The organism is Paenibacillus flagellatus, from assembly GCF_003217775.1.
In the GTDB taxonomy this organism is placed as follows: domain Bacteria; phylum Bacillota; class Bacilli; order Paenibacillales; family NBRC-103111; genus Paenibacillus_AB; species Paenibacillus_AB flagellatus.
In genome coordinates this window covers 779,934-796,027 of the sequence record NZ_QJVJ01000001.1, presented here as the reverse complement: position 1 = coordinate 796,027, position 16,094 = coordinate 779,934, and the positions used below count along the sequence as shown (strand labels likewise).

Below are 16,094 nucleotides of genomic sequence, written 5' to 3'. Positions count from 1 at the left end.
AGGAGGAGAAGGCCATGGCGCTGCACCCGAGACGCCGGAAAGCGGCGGCGGCGGCCGCGCTCGCGGCCTGCTTGCTGGCCGGGACGGCTTCCGTGCCGTCGGCTGCGGACGGCGCGGCGAACGGTCCGGCCGGTCCGCTCGGTTCGGTCGGTTCGGGTAACCGGACGCTGGCCGAGAAATACCGCAGCGCGAACACGCTCAAGCCGATCGCTTTCGACACGTATACGGAGGATCAGCTGCCCGCTTACCCGCAGGCGCTGCAAAAGCTCGAGGCGGCCGGGGCGCGCCCGACGAGCGGCTTGCGGATCGAGCTGCCGGCGGTGTCGTACAGCGCCTTCGGCGCCTCGGCCGCCCCGGCATCCGCGCCGCCGGGCGCCCCGGCCGAGGCAGGGACCGCTTCCGGTCCGCCGGAGCGCAAGAGCGGCATCGGCGGCCGGAACGAGCCGGCGCTACTGTGGGGCGACGGGACCGATTGGATCGAATGGACGTTCGACGTTCCGCAAACCGGCTTGTACGAGCTGGAGCTGACGTACTACGCGGTCGGGGGGACCCGGGCGCCGATCGAGCGCAGCGTGCGGATCGACGGCACCTATCCGTTCAACGAAGCGCAGCGGCTCATCCTGCCGCGGTTTTGGACCGACGCCGGGGAGCCGACGGTAAACGATCAGGGCGACGACGTCCGGCCGAAGCAGGTCGAGGCCGCTCGCTGGGAGACGGTCCGCATGGGGGACGGCGGGGGGAAGTACGCGGAGCCGCTTCGGTTTCCTTTCGCGCAGGGCAAGCGGACCGTCCGGCTGACGAAGCTGCGGGAGCCGGTCGCGCTGGCGAGCGTCGCGCTCGTATCGCCGGAGCCGATCCCCTCCTATGCGGAGGCGAGGAAGCGATACGAGGCCGCCGCCGGAGGCGCCCCTACGGCGAAGACGGCGATCAAGGTGCAGGCCGAGAACGCCGCGTACAAGACCGATCCGGCTTTGCGCCGCGAGTCGAATTCGGACCCGCTCGTCGAGCCGAAGGCCGACGGCTACCAGCGGCTGAACGTCATGGGCGGCTGGCGGTGGCGCAAGGGCGGCCAGCAGATCGGCTGGACGTTCGAGGTGCCGGAAACCGGCTTGTACCGGATCGGCCTGAAGGCGGGGCAATGGTGGGGCGACGGGCTGCCCGTCTACCGGAAAATCGAGATCGACGGCAAAGTGCCGTTCCGGGAGCTCGAGCAATACCGGTTCTCGTACGACCGGGATTGGCGCATGGACGTGCTGGGCGGACCGGGCGGTCACGACGACCCGGCCGGTCCCGGCGGTCCGGGGAAGCCGGACGACGGCGCCTACTGGTTCCATCTGACCGAAGGGACGCACACGATCCGGATGACCGTCCAGACCGGCCCCTACAGCGACATCATCGAGTCGATGAACGGCTCGATCCGCGGCATCGCCGACCTGATCCGCCGCATCCAGATGGTGACCGGCTCGACGCCGGACCCGAACTACCGGTACGAGCTGGAGAAGCGCATCCCGAACCTGCTGGCCGATCTGAACCGGATCGAGGGCGAGCTCGGCGAGCAGATGGAGAAGCTGCGCGCGCTGACGGGGCGGACGCCGGCCATCGTGAACAGTCTGGCCGGACTGAAGGACCAGTTCCGCGACATGGCGGCGAACCCGGACCGCATCCCGGGCCAGCTCGAGGAGCTCGCCGCCGGGCAGACGAAGCTGGGCAACTGGCTGCTCGGTCTCGGCGACTCGCCGCTCGTGCTCGACTACTTCTGGATCGCCCCGGCCGGGGCGAAGAAGCCGAAGGTCGAATCGAACGCGCTGCAGCGGGGGGCCGTCATGCTCAAAAACTTTTGGCGGTCGTTCACGAAAAATTACGACCGGATCGGCGACGCGCCGGACGGCACCGAACGGGCGTCGATCGACGTATGGGTCGGCAACGGCAGGGAATGGGCCCAGCTCGTCAAGGAGCTGGCGGACGAAAGCTTCACGCCGGAAACCGGCATTGGGGTCAACGTCAATACGATTCCGGCCGGGCAGCTGGGGGTCGGGCACGTCAACACGCTTCTGCTCGCGCTCAGCTCCGGCCAGGCGCCGGACGTCGCCGTCGGCGTGGACGGCACGCTGCCCGCGGAGTTCGCGTTCCGCGACGCGGTCGTCGACCTGAACCGGTTCGCCGATTACCGGGAGACGGCGTCCCGCTTCCTGCCCGGCGCGCTCATCCCGTTCCGCTACGACGGCGGCGACTACGCGCTGCCGGAGACGCAAGACTTCAACGTCCTGTTTTACCGCAAAGATTTGCTGGCGGAGCTCGGCCTCGGCATCCCGGATACGTGGGACGACCTGCTGTCGATGCTGCCGGCGCTGCAGCGCAACGGCATGGACGCGTACGTCCCGGCTTCGTTCGACCCGTTCCTGTACCAGCAGGGCGGCAGCTATTACAGCCCGGACGGCGCGGAATCGGGGTTGTCTTCACCCGAGGCGTACCAGGCGTTCAAGAAATGGACCGACCTGTATACGAATTACGGCATTCCGATCCAGGCCGACTTTTTCAGCCGGATGCGCGCCGACAAAATGCCGATCGGTCTCGCCGGCTACCAGCATTACGTGCAGCTGGCGACGGCGGCGCCGGAGCTGGCCGGACGATGGGCGATCGCCCCCGCGCCGGGCACGAAGCGGCCGGACGGCACGATCGACCGGACGGCCGGAGGCGCGCTCAAGGCGGCGCTCATCTTCAAGCAGTCGGAGCGTCAGGAGGAGTCGTGGCAATTTTTGAAATGGTGGATGAGCAAGGATACCCAAGTGCAGTTCGGGCAGGAGCTCGAGTCGCTGCTCGGCGTCGAGGCGCGGTGGAATACGGCCAACGTCGAGGCGTTCCGAGAGCTGCCGTGGCGCAAGGAGGATTTGGCCGCCTTCGAGGAGATGTGGCGGTGGTTCCGCGAGCAGCCGGTCGTGCTGGGCGGCTATTTCACCGGCAGGCATCTGAACAACGCATGGAACCGCGTCGTCCTGTCGGGGCAAAACCCGCGGGAGTCGCTCGAGGACGCCGTCAAGGAAATCGACAAGGAGCTGAAGCTGAAGCGCGAGGAATACGGGGAAGCGGACGCCGGGACGAAGCCGGGGGAACGGGCCGGACCCGGAAGCGGCAGGAAGGAGGGCGGATGACATGAAAGGGAGCTCGACGTCGACGAATGACGCTCTTCAACCGGCCGTCGGCCGTCCGCCCGTCCGGGCGAGGCTCCGGTCTCCCGTCGCGGCGCATCTCCGCCGCAACGGACTCCGCTATGCGATGCTCGCCCCGTTTTTGCTGCTGTTCGTCGCGTTCACGATCGTGCCCGTCTTTTGGTCGATCGGCTTGAGCTTCACGTCGTACAACATGCTGCAGCCGCCCCGATGGGTCGGGCTCGCCAACTACCGGACGCTGTTTCTGGAGGACGACGTGTTTTTGACGGCGATCAAGAACACGTTCGCCTTCGCGGTCGTGACCGGGCCGCTCAGCTATTTGATTTCGTTTTTGTTCGCGTGGATCATCAACAACCTGAAATTCAGCAACGTCTTCGCGCTCGGGTTTTACGCGCCTTCGATTACGAGCTCGGTCGCGCTGTCGGTCGTCTGGATGTATATCTTCTCCGGCGACCGGTACGGCCTGCTCAACTCGCTGATGCTGAAGCTCGGTCTCGAGGACCGGCCGTTCATCTGGCTCGCGCACCCCGATACGATGATGCCGGTCGTCATGTTCGTCTCGCTCTGGATGAGCATGGGCTCGGGCTTCCTCGTCTTCCTCGCGGGGCTTCGCAACGTGCCCGGCGAGCTGTACGAGGCCGGGGCGATCGACGGCATCCGCGGCAAGTTCCAGGAGCTGCGGCTGCTGACGCTGCCGCTCATGAAGCCGCAGCTGCTGTTCGGCGCGGTGAACGCGATCGTCGCTTCGTTCGCGGTGTTCGACATCGCCAAGGTGCTCGTCGGCATGCCGAGCCCGAACTACGCGGCGCATACGATCGTCGCGCATCTATACGACTACGCGTTCATCCGGTTCGAGCTCGGCTACGCTTCCGCCGTCGCAGTGTTTCTGTTCCTGCTCACTCTCGTGCTCGGCCGCGTCTGCATGCGGCTGTTCTCGTCGAACGACATGTAAAGGAGGGGCTTGTCCGTGAAAGCTACGCGTTACGTCCCGGCCGTCGCGCTGCACGCCGTCATGCTCGTCCTGGTCGCGCTGACGGCCGCGCCGATCGTCTACGTCATCTCGACGGCGTTCAAGCCGCTCGACGAGCTGTTCCTGTACCCGCCGCGCTTTTTCGTCATGAAGCCGACGCTTCGGAACTTTACCGACCTGCTGATCGCGACCGACAGTCTGCTCGTGCCGTTCACGCGGTATTTGTTCAACAGCGTGTTCATCACCGTCGTCGCCGTCGCCGGCACGGTCGTCATTTGCGCGATGGGCGCGTTCATCATTTCGCGCTACAAGCTGCCGGGCTCGGGCCTCCTGTTCGCCGTCATCGTCGCCGCGCTCATGTTCTCGCCGCAGGTGACGCAAATCCCGACGTACTTCGTCATCTCGGGGCTGCACATGGTGAATACGTATTGGGCGCTCATCCTGCCGAAGCTCGCGGTGCCGTACAGCTTCTTCCTGATGAAGCAGTTCATGGACCAGCTGCCGGAGCCGATGCTGGAGGCGGCGCGGACGGACGGGGCGAACGAATGGACGACGTTTTGGCGCATCGTCATGCCGGTCGTCAAGCCGGCTTGGATGACCGTCGTCATTTTCACCTTCATCGCCGACTGGAACGACTACTTCTCGCCGCTCATCTACACGACCAGCGAAACGATGAAGACGCTGCCGCTCGCCCTGGCCGGCATATCGAACGGCGCGGTCGGACGGATGGGCGCCGCGGCGGCGGGCGCGTTCGTCTCGATCGTCCCGACGATCGTCCTGTTCATGATTTTGCAGCGGCAGGTGATGGACACGATGGCCCACTCGGGCATCAAGTCATAGAGGCATAGGATGGGAATCCGGATGAAAACATTGCACCGCTTTCGAACGAAAATGAGACGGGCGGCGCTGCGGCTCGCGCCGCTGCTGCTCGCGCTCGCGGCGGCGGCCGCCGTCTTCCCGGCCCCCGCCGCCGCGGCGCCGCCCGAAGGCTACGTGATCGACGGCAACGGGTTCGCGATGCCGACGCCGCTCGGCTATTCGGTCGAACGCGTGCTCGTGCCGGCCGGCGGCGCGGGCGCGTTCAAAAACCCGGCGGAGCTCGTCATCGACGCCCAAGACCGGCTGTATGTGGCCGATACGGACCATAACCGCGTCGTGCAGATGGACAAATGGGGCAACGTGCTGCGGGTGTTCGGCACGAAGGAGGACCGGCTCGGGCTCGCCGCTCCGAAAGGATTGTTCGTCGACGACGACGGCCATCTGTACGTGGCGGATACGAACAATGCGCGCATCGTCCATTTGTCGCCCGAAGGCAAGCCGATCGAGACGTTCGCGGCGCCGAAGTCCGATCTGCTCGACGCCGATTTTCCGTACCAGCCGGTCAACGTGGCGCTCGACAAGCGGGGCAACCTGTACGTGCAAAGCGGCAACGACTACCACGGGCTGATCGTCATGGACAGCACGGGCGCGTTCCAGGGCTATATCGCGCCGAACAAGCTCAAGTTCGATCTGAAGGATTGGATCGTCCGCGTCTTCGCGACGAAGGACCAGCGCGACGCATCGGGCAAAAAAGTACCGCCGAACCACCGCAGCGTCGTCGTCGACCCGAAGGAAGGGCATCTGTACACCGTCATCGGCAACACGACGACGGAGGAGATCAAGCGGTTCAACCTGCTCGGCACGAACACGTACCCGGCCAAGACGTACGGCGAATACAGCCAATCCGGCGCCGGTCTCCGGACGTCGGCCAACCTCGTCGATTTGGCGGTCGCCCCGAACGGCGTGCTGACCGCCGTCGATTCGCGGCACAAAAAGCTGTACCAGTACGACCAGGAGGGCAACATGCTGCTCGCCTTCGGCGGCGGCGGCCAGCAAAACGGCTATTTCCAGGAGCCGGTCAGCGTCGCGCTCGATTCGGAAGGGCTCTTGTACGTGCTCGACCGCGCCCTCGGCCAAGTGCAGGTGCTCCGGCCGAACGCGTTCGCGTCGCTCGTTCACGAGGCGAGCGCCCTGTACCACGAAGGCCGCTACGAGGAGGCACTCGAGCCCTGGAACGAGGTGCTCGCGATGAACGCCAACTACATGCTCGCCCACCGCGGAGTCGGCAAGGCGCTGCTGAAGCGGGAGAAGTGGAGCGAAGCGATGGTGCAGCTGAAGCTCGGCGAGGACGCGGCGAACTACTCGAAGGCGTTCGGCGGCTGGCGCCACGAGCTGCTCCGGCGGCAGTTCGGCTGGATCGCCGCCGGATGCGCGCTGCTGCTCGCCGCCGCGTATTACGCGGCCGTCCGGCTGCGCGGCTACGCGGGACGCCTCGCGTCGTCGCCGTCCGCCGGCACGCCGCTGTCGCAGGCCGCGCTGCTCGTCTTCTACCCGCGCGAGGCGTTCGCGCGCATCCAGACGGCGCCCTCGCTGCCCGCGGCGCTGCTCCTGTTCGGCTGCGTCGTTGCCGTCCGCTTCGTCGAAATTTACGCGACCGGCTTCCATTTCGCCCAGACGCGTCCGGAGTTCGCCAATCTCGTGCTGGAGACGGCGCAGACGATCGTGCCGATCGCCGCCGGCGTCGTGGCGCTGTGGGCGACGACGACCGTCCTCGACGGGGAATCGACGTTCAAGCAGACGATCGCCGCGTCCGCCTACGTGCTGCTTCCTTACTGGGTGGGCCAGCTGCTCGTAACGCTGCTCAGCAATGTGCTGACGCTCGAGGAGAAGGGGCTGCTGCGCGGAATCGAATGGCTGTTCCTGCTCTGGGCGGGGTATGTTCTGTTCGTTCAGATTATGACGCTGAACGATTACACGGTGTTCCGGACGGTCGGCGTCATCCTCGTCGCCCTGTTCACGATGATGGTGCTGATGGCTGCGGCCGTTCTGTTCTATATGCTGCTCGACCATGTGGTCGGCTTTTTCCGGGAGCTGTACGTGGAGCTGTACGTACGAAGCGCATGACGCCGCCCGTAACGGTGAACGATCGCGCTAGCGGCAGCCGACTATTCAACGCACAAAACCGGGAGGTGATCAACCGATGCGAAAAGCGCGCATGACGATTCGTCTCGTCGTCTGGGCCGCCGTCATGGCCGGGTTCGTCGCGTTTCTGCTCGCGATGGAGCGCTACGAGCCGCAAAAGGCGGCGGCCGGCGGCCTCGCCGGAGCGCAAAGCTCGCCCGCCGGCAAAGAGGCGCTCGCCCGGCTCGGCGACTTGGCCGCGTACGCGAAGGTGGCGGAGACGTCCCGGCTTGCGCTCTACGCCGACCCCGTCACGTCGAACATCGCGGTGAAGGACGCCGCGACGGGGGCGGTTTGGATGTCCGCCTCCGACGCGCCCGGCGACAAGCTCGGCGGCAGCCAGCTGCTGAAGGACGGGGCGAAGGCGGCGTTCAACGTTACGTTCGCCGATACGGGCCGGCCGATCCACGAGCTGATCCGCACGAATTCCGTCGCGAACGCGCCGAAGACGGCGATGGAGCGAATCCCGGGCGGCGTCCGGTTCGCGTACGAGTACGCCGCTTACGGCGTCGGCTTCGCGATCGATTATACGCTCGACGGCGACAAGCTGCGCGTCGCCGTCCCCGACGCCTCCGTCCGCGAGACGGGGCGCGTCGTGCTCGTCTCGCTCGAGCCGCTGCCGAATTTCGGCGCGGGCACGGACGAGGACGACGGATACGTGCTGTATCCCGACGGAAGCGGGGCCATCACGACGTTCAAACCGTCGCACCCGACGTATACGAAGCCGTATTCGGCCCGCGTGTACGGTCCCGACGACGGCGTGACGGCCGGCCGGGAGGGCGAGGAGAACGCCTACCTGCCCGTGTTCGGCGTCCGGAAGAACGGGGCGGCGTTCGTCGCCTACATGACCGGCGGCGAATACGACGCGAACGTCAATTTTTACCCGAGCGGGTACGTCGTCAACTTGAACCGGGTGTCCGCGGAATGGACGTTCCGGCGCTCGTTCTCGGCCGCGATCCGCAAAGACCAGAGCGTGCTGAACGTAGAGCGCGAGCGGTCCGGCTCCGATTTCGCGCTCGACTACGTCTTCCTGCAGCCGGGCCGGACCGAATACGCCGACATGGCGGCGGCGTACCGGAGCTACTTGCTCGATAGCGGCAAGCTTGTCCGGCGCATTCGTCCGGGCGCCCCGCTGCCGCTTGCACTCGACCTGTTCATGGGGGTGAAGGAGGAGCGGGTGCTGCGCGACCGGCTCGTGAAGGCGACCGACTTCGCCCAGGCGAAGCGGATGCTGGAGCGGCTGCAAAGCGCCGGCGTCCGCTCGATGAGCGTCGTCGCGCGCGGCTGGATGGCGGACGGCTACGGCATCGTCCCGGACCGGTTCGGCGCCTCCAAGGAGCTGGGCGGGGTGGCCGGGCTGCGGGAGCTGTCGGCGTTCGCCCGGGACAACGGGCACGACCTGTTCCTAAGCGTGAACCTGCTCGATGCGCGCTCCGGCAACCCCGGCTTCTCCGAGCAGCGCGATTCGGTGAAGGCGCCGAACCGGCTGCCGGTGACGAACGATTTCGGCACGCGCTTCCTGATGAACGCGGCGCAGGCGTACGCGCGATTCGAAGCCGACGGCGGCGAGCTGGCCGGCTACGGAGCGGGCGTCGAGTTCGCCCGGCTCGGAGAGACGGTCGTGAACGACTACAACGACCGGGCCCGGCTGACGCGCGGGCAGTCGGCGGAACGGTGGATGGCGCTGATCGACAAGGCGCGCTCCATGTCCGGCAAGACGGCGGTCCGAGGCGGCAACGGCTACGCGTTTCGGGCGGCGGACCGGCTGTCCGGCATCCCGATGCGCAGCTCGGGCTACGTGTACACGGACGAGTCGGTACCTTTCGTCCAGCTCGTGCTGCACGGCTACGTCCCGTACAGCGACGACATCCCGCACAATTTGCACTACGATGCGAAGGAGCACGTGCTGAAATGGGTCGAATACGGCGGCATGCCTTACTTCGAGCTGACCGCGATCGGCCCGGAGCCGCTGCGGTATACGCGGTACAACGAGCTGTTCAGCTCGGCGTTCGACGAATGGGAGCCGGAGGTCGTGCGACTCTACAAGGAGCTGCAGACGAAGCTCGGCGACGTCTGGGCGCAGCCGATGACCGGCCACCGGAGGCTGGCCGAGGGCGTCTACGAGACGGTTTACGAGTCCGGCGTCCGGACGGTCGTCAATTACGGCAAAACCGCCTACCGGTCGGGCGATATCGCGGTCGGACCGCAAAGCTACGAAGTGTTCCGGGGAGGAGGAGGAGGACGATGAGGAGGCCGAGGGTTAAGGTCGGATTGGAAACGCGCAAAATGTGGAGCGGCTATCTGTTCATCTCGCCTTGGTTCGTCGGGTTTCTCGCCTTCCTCGTCTATCCGCTCGCGATGTCGCTCTACATGAGCTTCCAGTCGATCAACAACGTATCCGAGCTGAGGATGACGTTCGTGGGGTGGGACAATTATACGCGGGCGTTTTTGAAGGATACGCAGTTCGTGCCGTTTTTCGTGCATGCGATCCGGACGTCGCTGATCGAGATTCCGCTCATCCTGTCGTTTTCGTTTTTTATCGCGTCGATGCTCAACCAGGACGTAAGGGGAAAGCTGTTTTTTCGCGGCGCGTTTTTTTTGCCGGTGCTGATCGGCAGCGGGTTCGTCATGCAGCAGCTGCTCGGGCTGCAGGCGGACCCGATGCAGGCGGCGATGACGCAGCTGGCCGGGGGCGACGGGGGCGGACAAATCCAGGCGGTCGGCGGGCTGGCGATCCCGGACGCGGTCGCGGCGTACTTGCCGCCGGAGCTGGCCGAGGCGCTGTCCGACGTGCTCCGGACGCTGACCGTGGCGTTTTGGAAAACGGGCATTCCCATCCTGCTGTTCGTCGCGGGCTTGCAGGGCATTTCCGACTCGCTGTACGAGTCGGCGAAGTGCGACGGAGCGACGCCGTGGGAAATGTTTTGGAAAATTACGTTCCCGCTCATGACGCCGATTTTGCTGCTGAACGCGATTTTCACGCTCGTCGATTCGTTTACCGATCTGCGCAACGTCATGATGATCTATATCAAATATACCGCCTTCAGCAAAATCGAGCTCGGCTACGCGTCGGCGCTCGGCTGGATCTACTTCCTGTTCGTCTTCGTGCTCGTCGTGCTCGTCATCGCGTTCACGCGCAAGAAAGTCGTCTACATCGGCGAACGGTGAAAGCTCGATCCTTACTCAAGTCAAGGAGGTGCCTATCGATGGAACAGCGGGTCGGGTTACCCGGACGGGAAAAGGAAACGGCGGCCGCGCGGCTTCTCCGGCGAGCGGGGGGCCGGGGCCGGCTGGCGGACAACGGGATGGGCCGGATGCGCCGGGTGTTCGGGCTCGGTTACCGGGCGATCGTCTACTTGTACTTGATCGGCTTGTCCTTCGTCTTCCTGTACCCGTTCCTGTATATGCTCTCCACGTCGTTCAAGTCCGTAACGGATTTGGTCGATCCGACCGTCTTCTGGATACCGAAGTCGATCAATCTGGACAGCTACTTCAATGCGTACGCGGCTCTGCACTACTTGCCTTATTTGAAAAATACGGCGGTCTTGTCGCTGCTCGGCGTGGCGGGCCAGCTGATCTCGTGCTCGATCGTCGGCTACGGCTTTGCGCGATTCCAATTCCCGGGGCGAGAAATGTTGTTCGGGCTGGCGATGTTCACGATGATCGTGCCGCCGCAGACGATCATCATTCCGCTGTTTATCCAGTTCAAACAGCTGGATTGGATCAACACGTACTTGCCGATGGTCGTGCCGAGCTTTTTCGCTCACGGGCTGCGGGGGGCGCTGTTCATCTTCATCTTCCGGCAGTTTTTCCGCAATTTGCCGCACGAGCTCGAGGACGCGGCGCGGGTGGACGGCTGCGGCTCTGTCGGCATTTTCGTGCGCATCGTGCTGCCGATCGTCGTGCCGGCGCTGCTCGTCTCCGGCATCCTGTCGCTCGTCTGGCATTGGAACGACTTCTTCGAGCCGTCGATCTATTTGGTCGACAACGCCAAGTTTACGCTGCCGATGATGCTTCCGCTGCTCGGCCAAAGCATCAACACGATGAGCGGCGGGGCGACGGCGATTCCCGACCAGGCGACCGTCATGGCGGCGTGCGTGCTCGTGCTGCTGCCGGTGCTGCTCCTTTACTTGGAGCTGCAGCGGTATTTCATGAAGAGCATCGAGCGGACGGGGATCGTGGGGTGAGCGGGGGCCCTTGGGGCGCACCTCCGACTCGGCCCTCCCGGGCCCATAACAAGCTAAAGGAGCGGATGAACCGATGGACCACAAGCTGCGAGTAGGCATGATCGGCACCGGCATGATCTCCGATACGCATTTGCGCGCGTACGCGAACAACCCGCACGCCGAGCTGTACGCCGTATGCGACCTGAACGAGCGGCGGGCGCGGGACAAGGCGGAGAAGTACCGAATCCCGCACGTCTATACCGACTACCGCGACATGCTCGCCGACCCGGCGCTCGACGCCGTCAGCATTTGCACGTGGAACTGCTTCCACGCGGAGATGAGCATCGCCGCCATGGACGCCGGCAAGCACGCGCTCGTCATCAAGCCGCTGTGCATGACGGTGGACGAGGCGCTCGCGATCGAGCGGGCGGCGAAGCGCAGCGGCAAGACGCTGCAGGTCGGCTACGTGCGCCGGTTCGGCACGAACGCGATCGTCGCCAAGCGATTCGTCGACGGCGGCGAGCTGGGCGAAATCTACTATGCCAAAGCGTCGTGTATTCGCCGTCTCGGCAATCCCGGCGGCTGGTTCGCGGACCGGGAGAAGTCCGGCGGCGGGCCGCTCATCGATCTCGGCGTCCACGTCATCGATCTGTGCTGGTATTTGATGGGCAAGCCGAAGGTGAAGTCCGTCAGCGGCAACACGTACGTCAAGCTGGGGAACCGTTCCCATGTGCGGAACTTTCAATCCTACCGGTCGTCGGATTACGATCCGGGCCGCAACACGGTGGAGGACATGGCGAACGCCATCGTCCGCTTCGAGAACGGGGCATCCCTCGTCGTCGACGTCAGCTTCTCGCTTCACGCGAAGCAGGAGGAGCTGACCGTCAAGCTGTACGGCGAGAAAGGAGGGTTGGAGCTGGAGCCGGAGCTGTCCCTGGTCACCGAGAGATACGATACGATCCTGAATGCGACGCCTCAAATTTCGAGCCTGACGTTCGATCCGAACAACGGGTTTCAAAACGAGATCGACCATTTCGTGGACGCGTGCCTGGGACGGACGGAGACGATCAGTCCGGTGGAGGACGGAGTGGAGATGATGAAGATACTGTGCGGCATCTACGAATCGAGCGCCAGTAAGGCCGAAATTCATTATCCCACCTGAAAAGGGGACGATTCGCATGAAGAAACGATTCGCCGGCACGGCGGCCGCGGCGGCATTGCTGCTCGGCTGCCCGGTCGCGGCTTCGGCCGCGGTCGACTATTCCCGCATCATCGAGAACGAGGCGGCGTATATCGCCGGCCTCGCGCAGCCGTCGGGCGCGATCGTGTCGTCGCGCACGGCCAAGGTCAAAATGACGGTCGCAGGCGGCGTCTGCACGACCGGCTCCGGCGACGATTATTACAAAATCGAGCCGTACCAAGCGAATCTCGCCGTTCTCGGCATGCTGGAGCATCCGAGCGCGGCCAATCTGCAGACCGCCAAGGATTGGATCGGCTGGTACGTCGGACATGCCAATGCGCCCGACTACAACGGGCTGGACGGCACCGTCTACGTCCATTATGCCAAGGTAAGCGACGGCACGGAAGTGCATTGCGGCAAGTACGACTCCACCGACTCCTACTCGGCCACCTTCATGAGCGTGCTGAAAAAATACGCCGAAGCCGGCGGCGACACGGCGTACTTGAACGCAAACCGGTCCGCGATCGAGACGATCGCCGACGTCATGATCGACAATCAGCAAAGCGACGGCCTGACGTGGGCGAAGCCGGATTACCGGATCAAATATTTGATGGACAACGCCGAAGTGTACGACGGCTTCGGCAGCATCGCCTGGCTCGAAACGAACGTGTTCGGCGATGCCGCCAAGGCGGCGGACTACGCGGCCCGGCAGGCGAGCGTGCAGACCGGCATCGAAACGCTGCTCTGGCAGCCGACTTTCGGCAAGTACAAGCATTACTATTACACCAGCCCGTCCGTTTCCACCAATTGGACGACCTTCTACGCGGACGCGACGTCCCAGCTGTGGCCGATGATGTTCGGCGCCCTCTCTCCCGCTTCTTCCCGAGCTTCCGACCTGTACGATACGTTTAACGATTACCATCCCGGCTGGTCCTCGATGAACAACCCGACCGGCTTCCCGTGGTCGAACTTGACGCTCGCCGCCGCGATGCTGGACGACCGGAGCCGGGTGGACAATTTCATGGCCAGCGCCCGCTCGAACTTTTTCGAAAACAATCATCCGTATCCGTGGTACAACAACCAATCCGGGTTCGCGATTCGGGCGGCGAAGCTGATGCGAAACAAGACGAATATCGCCTACCAGCAACATGTAACCGCTTCATCGAACGCGGCCGACGCCTCCCGCCTGACCGACGGCGATCTGCTGAACGACTGGACGGGAGCGGCGACGAATGCCGAGTGGGTGCGGATCGATCTAGGCTCGCCGCGGTCGTTCAACCGGCTCGTCCTGAAATGGGACGCGGATTACGCCGACCAGTACAAGGTGCAGGTGTCGGACGACGGCGTGACGTTCGCGGACGTCCACACCGAATCGGCCGGCGACGGCGGTACCGACGAGATCGACACGGCCGTCCAGAGCAAGCGATACGTCAAGCTGCTGCTGACGCACCGGTCCGGCAGCGGAGGGGCAAGCTTGAAGGAAGTCGAAGTCTACGCCTCCGAGGGGCCGAATCTCGCGCTCGGCGGGAGCGCCACCGCCTCCAGCAACGGCGGCACGGCTTCCCAAGCCGTCGACGGCAGCGTGACGTCGCGCTGGGAGAGCGCGGCGTCCGACAACCAATGGTACCGAATCGACCTCGGCTCCATGAAGACGATCAACCGGGTCGCGATCGACTGGCTGCGCGCCGGCTACGACATCGCTTATTCGATCCAGCTGTCCGATGACGACGTCGCCTACACGACCGTTTATTCGACGACGACGGGCGACGGCGGCATGGACGATATCCGCTTCGCCGCGGCGAACGCCCGGTACGTCAAGCTGCTGCTCACGACCCGGGCGTCCGGCTCCGCCAAAGCTTCCATATGGGAAGCGGGCGTGTATTACGATCCGTTCTAAATTCAAGGAGGAGATACGATGATGAAGATGAAAAGATGGGCGCTGGCCGGACTCGCCGGCGCCATGCTCGCCGGCTCCGCCGGTACGGCTTACGCGGCCGTCGACTATTCGGCGATCGTGGAGAGCGAGGCCGAGTGGATCGCCGACCAGCAGCTGCCCTCCGGGGCGATGATCATGTCGTTCAACGCGGTCGGGTTATGGGAAGGCAAATACGTCTACAAAGTGGAGCCGTATTTCGCCAATATGGCCGCCGTCGGCATGCTGGAGCATCCGACTCCCGACCATCTGGACGCGGCCAAACGTTGGATGCAGTGGTATTTCGATCATTTGAACGCTCCCGACAATCTCGGCGTGGACGCGACGATGTACGTGTATTACATCGACCGGGCGACGGGGGAGGAGTATTCGACGGCCAATTACGATTCGTCCGATTCGTCCGCCGCGACGTTCCTGATGCTGGCGCGCAAATACGCGGAGGCGGGAGGCGACCGCACCTTCCTCGTGCAGAACCGGACCTTGCTGGAGCGGATCGCGGGGGCGGCGCTGGCCACCCAGCAGCCGGACGGCTTGACGTGGGCGAAGATGAACTACAAGATCAAATACTTGATGGACAACACCGAGGTGCACGAAGGGCTCGGCGCGGCGGCCTGGCTCGAGGAGTACGTGTTCGGGGACGCCGTCAAAGCCGCCTACTACGCCGGGAAGCAGGCGGAGGTCGGAGCGGGGCTCGAGACGCTCTGGATGTCCGCGCAGGACAAGTACAAGCATTACTACTACACGAATCCGTCGACCACGACGAGCTGGAGCAAGTTCTACCCCGATTCCACGGGCCAAATGTGGCCGATTTTGAACGGCGTCATCGATCCCGCGGCGAACCGGGCGCGGAGCTTGTACGACGCGTTCAACCTTTATTGGCCGGAATGGCAAACGTTGAACAACACGACGCAGTTCCCGTGGGCGAACCTTGCTTACGTGGCCGCGAAGATGGGGGATCGGGAGCGGGTCGACGCGTATATCGAGAGCGTGAAGGCGAAATATTTGGACAAGGGGCATCCTTGGACCTGGTACAACAACCAGTCCGCCTACACCGCCATGGCGGCCCGCATCATCCGTGACCAAACGAACCTGGCCCGCCAAGCGACGGTAACGGCTTCGGTGTACGCGGGAACGGATGCGTTGACCGACGGCAAGCTGTTCGGCGGCTGGACGGGAGACGCGAAAAACTCGGAATGGATCGTTCTCGATCTCGGCGAAAGCCGCTCGTTCGACCGCGTGCTGCTGAAGTGGGGCGACACGTATTCGACGAAGTATAAAATCCAAGTGTCCGACGACGGCGTAACCTTCGACAACATCGTGCACGACAAGGACGGAGACGGCGGGACGGACGACATCGCCGTACCGATGCAGCATAAGCGCTACGTGAAGCTCATGTTCACGCACCGCAGCGGTCCGGGCGGCGTCGAGCTGAAGGAAGTCGAGCTGTACCGCGACGCTTCGGAGTGACGGCGCATTTCGTAGACAGATTATAACGAAGAAGAGGGGGCCGATAGGTCCCCTTAACTTGCTGAGAAAGTCCAAAGAGAGCCATGAGATATAAAATGGGATAAGGTCTAATGAAAGCCCTGCATGGCTTCGTTTGTCGCCGGGCGATCCGCTTCAATCCCGCCCGCCGGGGCTCCCGGATGCAAGTGACCGTATTTGTTGAACTAACGTA

At 64.2% G+C, this 16,094-nt stretch carries 10 protein-coding genes; all 10 read left to right on the top strand.

The window, feature by feature from the left end:
* Positions 1–14: 14 nt before the first annotated feature.
* Positions 15–3,149 carry an extracellular solute-binding protein gene (locus DLM86_RS03420; RefSeq protein WP_110838536.1) on the top strand — a complete coding sequence of 1,045 codons (3,135 nt, stop codon included), beginning with the start codon at positions 15–17 and terminating at the stop codon, positions 3,147–3,149.
* Between the two features lies 1 nt (position 3,150).
* Positions 3,151–4,119, top strand: coding sequence for a carbohydrate ABC transporter permease (locus DLM86_RS03415; RefSeq protein ID WP_110838535.1), 969 nt, complete (start codon positions 3,151–3,153; stop codon positions 4,117–4,119).
* A gap of 15 nt (positions 4,120–4,134) precedes the next feature.
* Positions 4,135–4,977: a carbohydrate ABC transporter permease gene (locus DLM86_RS03410; protein ID WP_245954319.1), complete on the top strand. Its 843-nt coding sequence runs from the start codon at positions 4,135–4,137 to the stop codon at positions 4,975–4,977.
* A gap of 21 nt (positions 4,978–4,998) precedes the next feature.
* A complete protein-coding gene (locus DLM86_RS03405) occupies positions 4,999–7,080 on the top strand; it encodes a YIP1 family protein (RefSeq protein WP_158289302.1) in 2,082 nt (693 codons plus the stop codon).
* 76 nt (positions 7,081–7,156) lie between these two features.
* Entirely contained in the window at positions 7,157–9,385 is a 2,229-nt protein-coding gene (locus tag DLM86_RS03400; protein WP_110838533.1) for a DUF5696 domain-containing protein, read from the top strand.
* Positions 9,382–10,305, top strand: a complete 924-nt coding sequence (locus DLM86_RS03395) for a carbohydrate ABC transporter permease (protein WP_146250143.1) — start codon at positions 9,382–9,384, stop codon at positions 10,303–10,305. Before DLM86_RS03400 ends, DLM86_RS03395 begins: the two co-directional genes overlap by 4 nt.
* Before the next feature lie 38 nt (positions 10,306–10,343).
* Entirely contained in the window at positions 10,344–11,324 is a 981-nt protein-coding gene (locus DLM86_RS03390; protein ID WP_110838531.1) for a carbohydrate ABC transporter permease, read from the top strand.
* Between the two features lie 73 nt (positions 11,325–11,397).
* The gene (locus DLM86_RS03385) at positions 11,398–12,465 is read left to right on the top strand and encodes a Gfo/Idh/MocA family protein (protein ID WP_110838530.1); all 1,068 of its coding nucleotides are present in this window, start codon (positions 11,398–11,400) and stop codon (positions 12,463–12,465) included.
* 16 nt (positions 12,466–12,481) lie between these two features.
* Positions 12,482–14,380: a discoidin domain-containing protein gene (locus DLM86_RS03380; protein WP_110838529.1), complete on the top strand. Its 1,899-nt coding sequence runs from the start codon at positions 12,482–12,484 to the stop codon at positions 14,378–14,380.
* An 18-nt stretch (positions 14,381–14,398) separates the two neighbouring features.
* On the top strand, positions 14,399–15,883 hold the full coding sequence (locus tag DLM86_RS03375) for a discoidin domain-containing protein (protein ID WP_110838528.1): 1,485 nt from the start codon (positions 14,399–14,401) through the stop codon (positions 15,881–15,883).
* The last annotated feature ends 211 nt before the right edge of the window (positions 15,884–16,094 follow it).

What these genes read in the sequence shown, in the direction of transcription:
- DLM86_RS03420 (WP_110838536.1), top strand. Translation starts at nt 15, where the DNA reads ATGGCGCTGCACCCGAGACGCCGGAAAGCGGCGGCGGCGGCCGCGCTC.
- DLM86_RS03415 (WP_110838535.1), top strand. Translation starts at nt 3,151, where the DNA reads ATGAAAGGGAGCTCGACGTCGACGAATGACGCTCTTCAACCGGCCGTC.
- DLM86_RS03405 (WP_158289302.1), top strand. Translation starts at nt 4,999, where the DNA reads ATGAAAACATTGCACCGCTTTCGAACGAAAATGAGACGGGCGGCGCTG.
- DLM86_RS03400 (WP_110838533.1), top strand. Translation starts at nt 7,157, where the DNA reads ATGCGAAAAGCGCGCATGACGATTCGTCTCGTCGTCTGGGCCGCCGTC.
- DLM86_RS03395 (WP_146250143.1), top strand. Translation starts at nt 9,382, where the DNA reads ATGAGGAGGCCGAGGGTTAAGGTCGGATTGGAAACGCGCAAAATGTGG.
- DLM86_RS03390 (WP_110838531.1), top strand. Translation starts at nt 10,344, where the DNA reads ATGGAACAGCGGGTCGGGTTACCCGGACGGGAAAAGGAAACGGCGGCC.
- DLM86_RS03385 (WP_110838530.1), top strand. Translation starts at nt 11,398, where the DNA reads ATGGACCACAAGCTGCGAGTAGGCATGATCGGCACCGGCATGATCTCC.
- DLM86_RS03380 (WP_110838529.1), top strand. Translation starts at nt 12,482, where the DNA reads ATGAAGAAACGATTCGCCGGCACGGCGGCCGCGGCGGCATTGCTGCTC.
- DLM86_RS03375 (WP_110838528.1), top strand. Translation starts at nt 14,399, where the DNA reads ATGATGAAGATGAAAAGATGGGCGCTGGCCGGACTCGCCGGCGCCATG.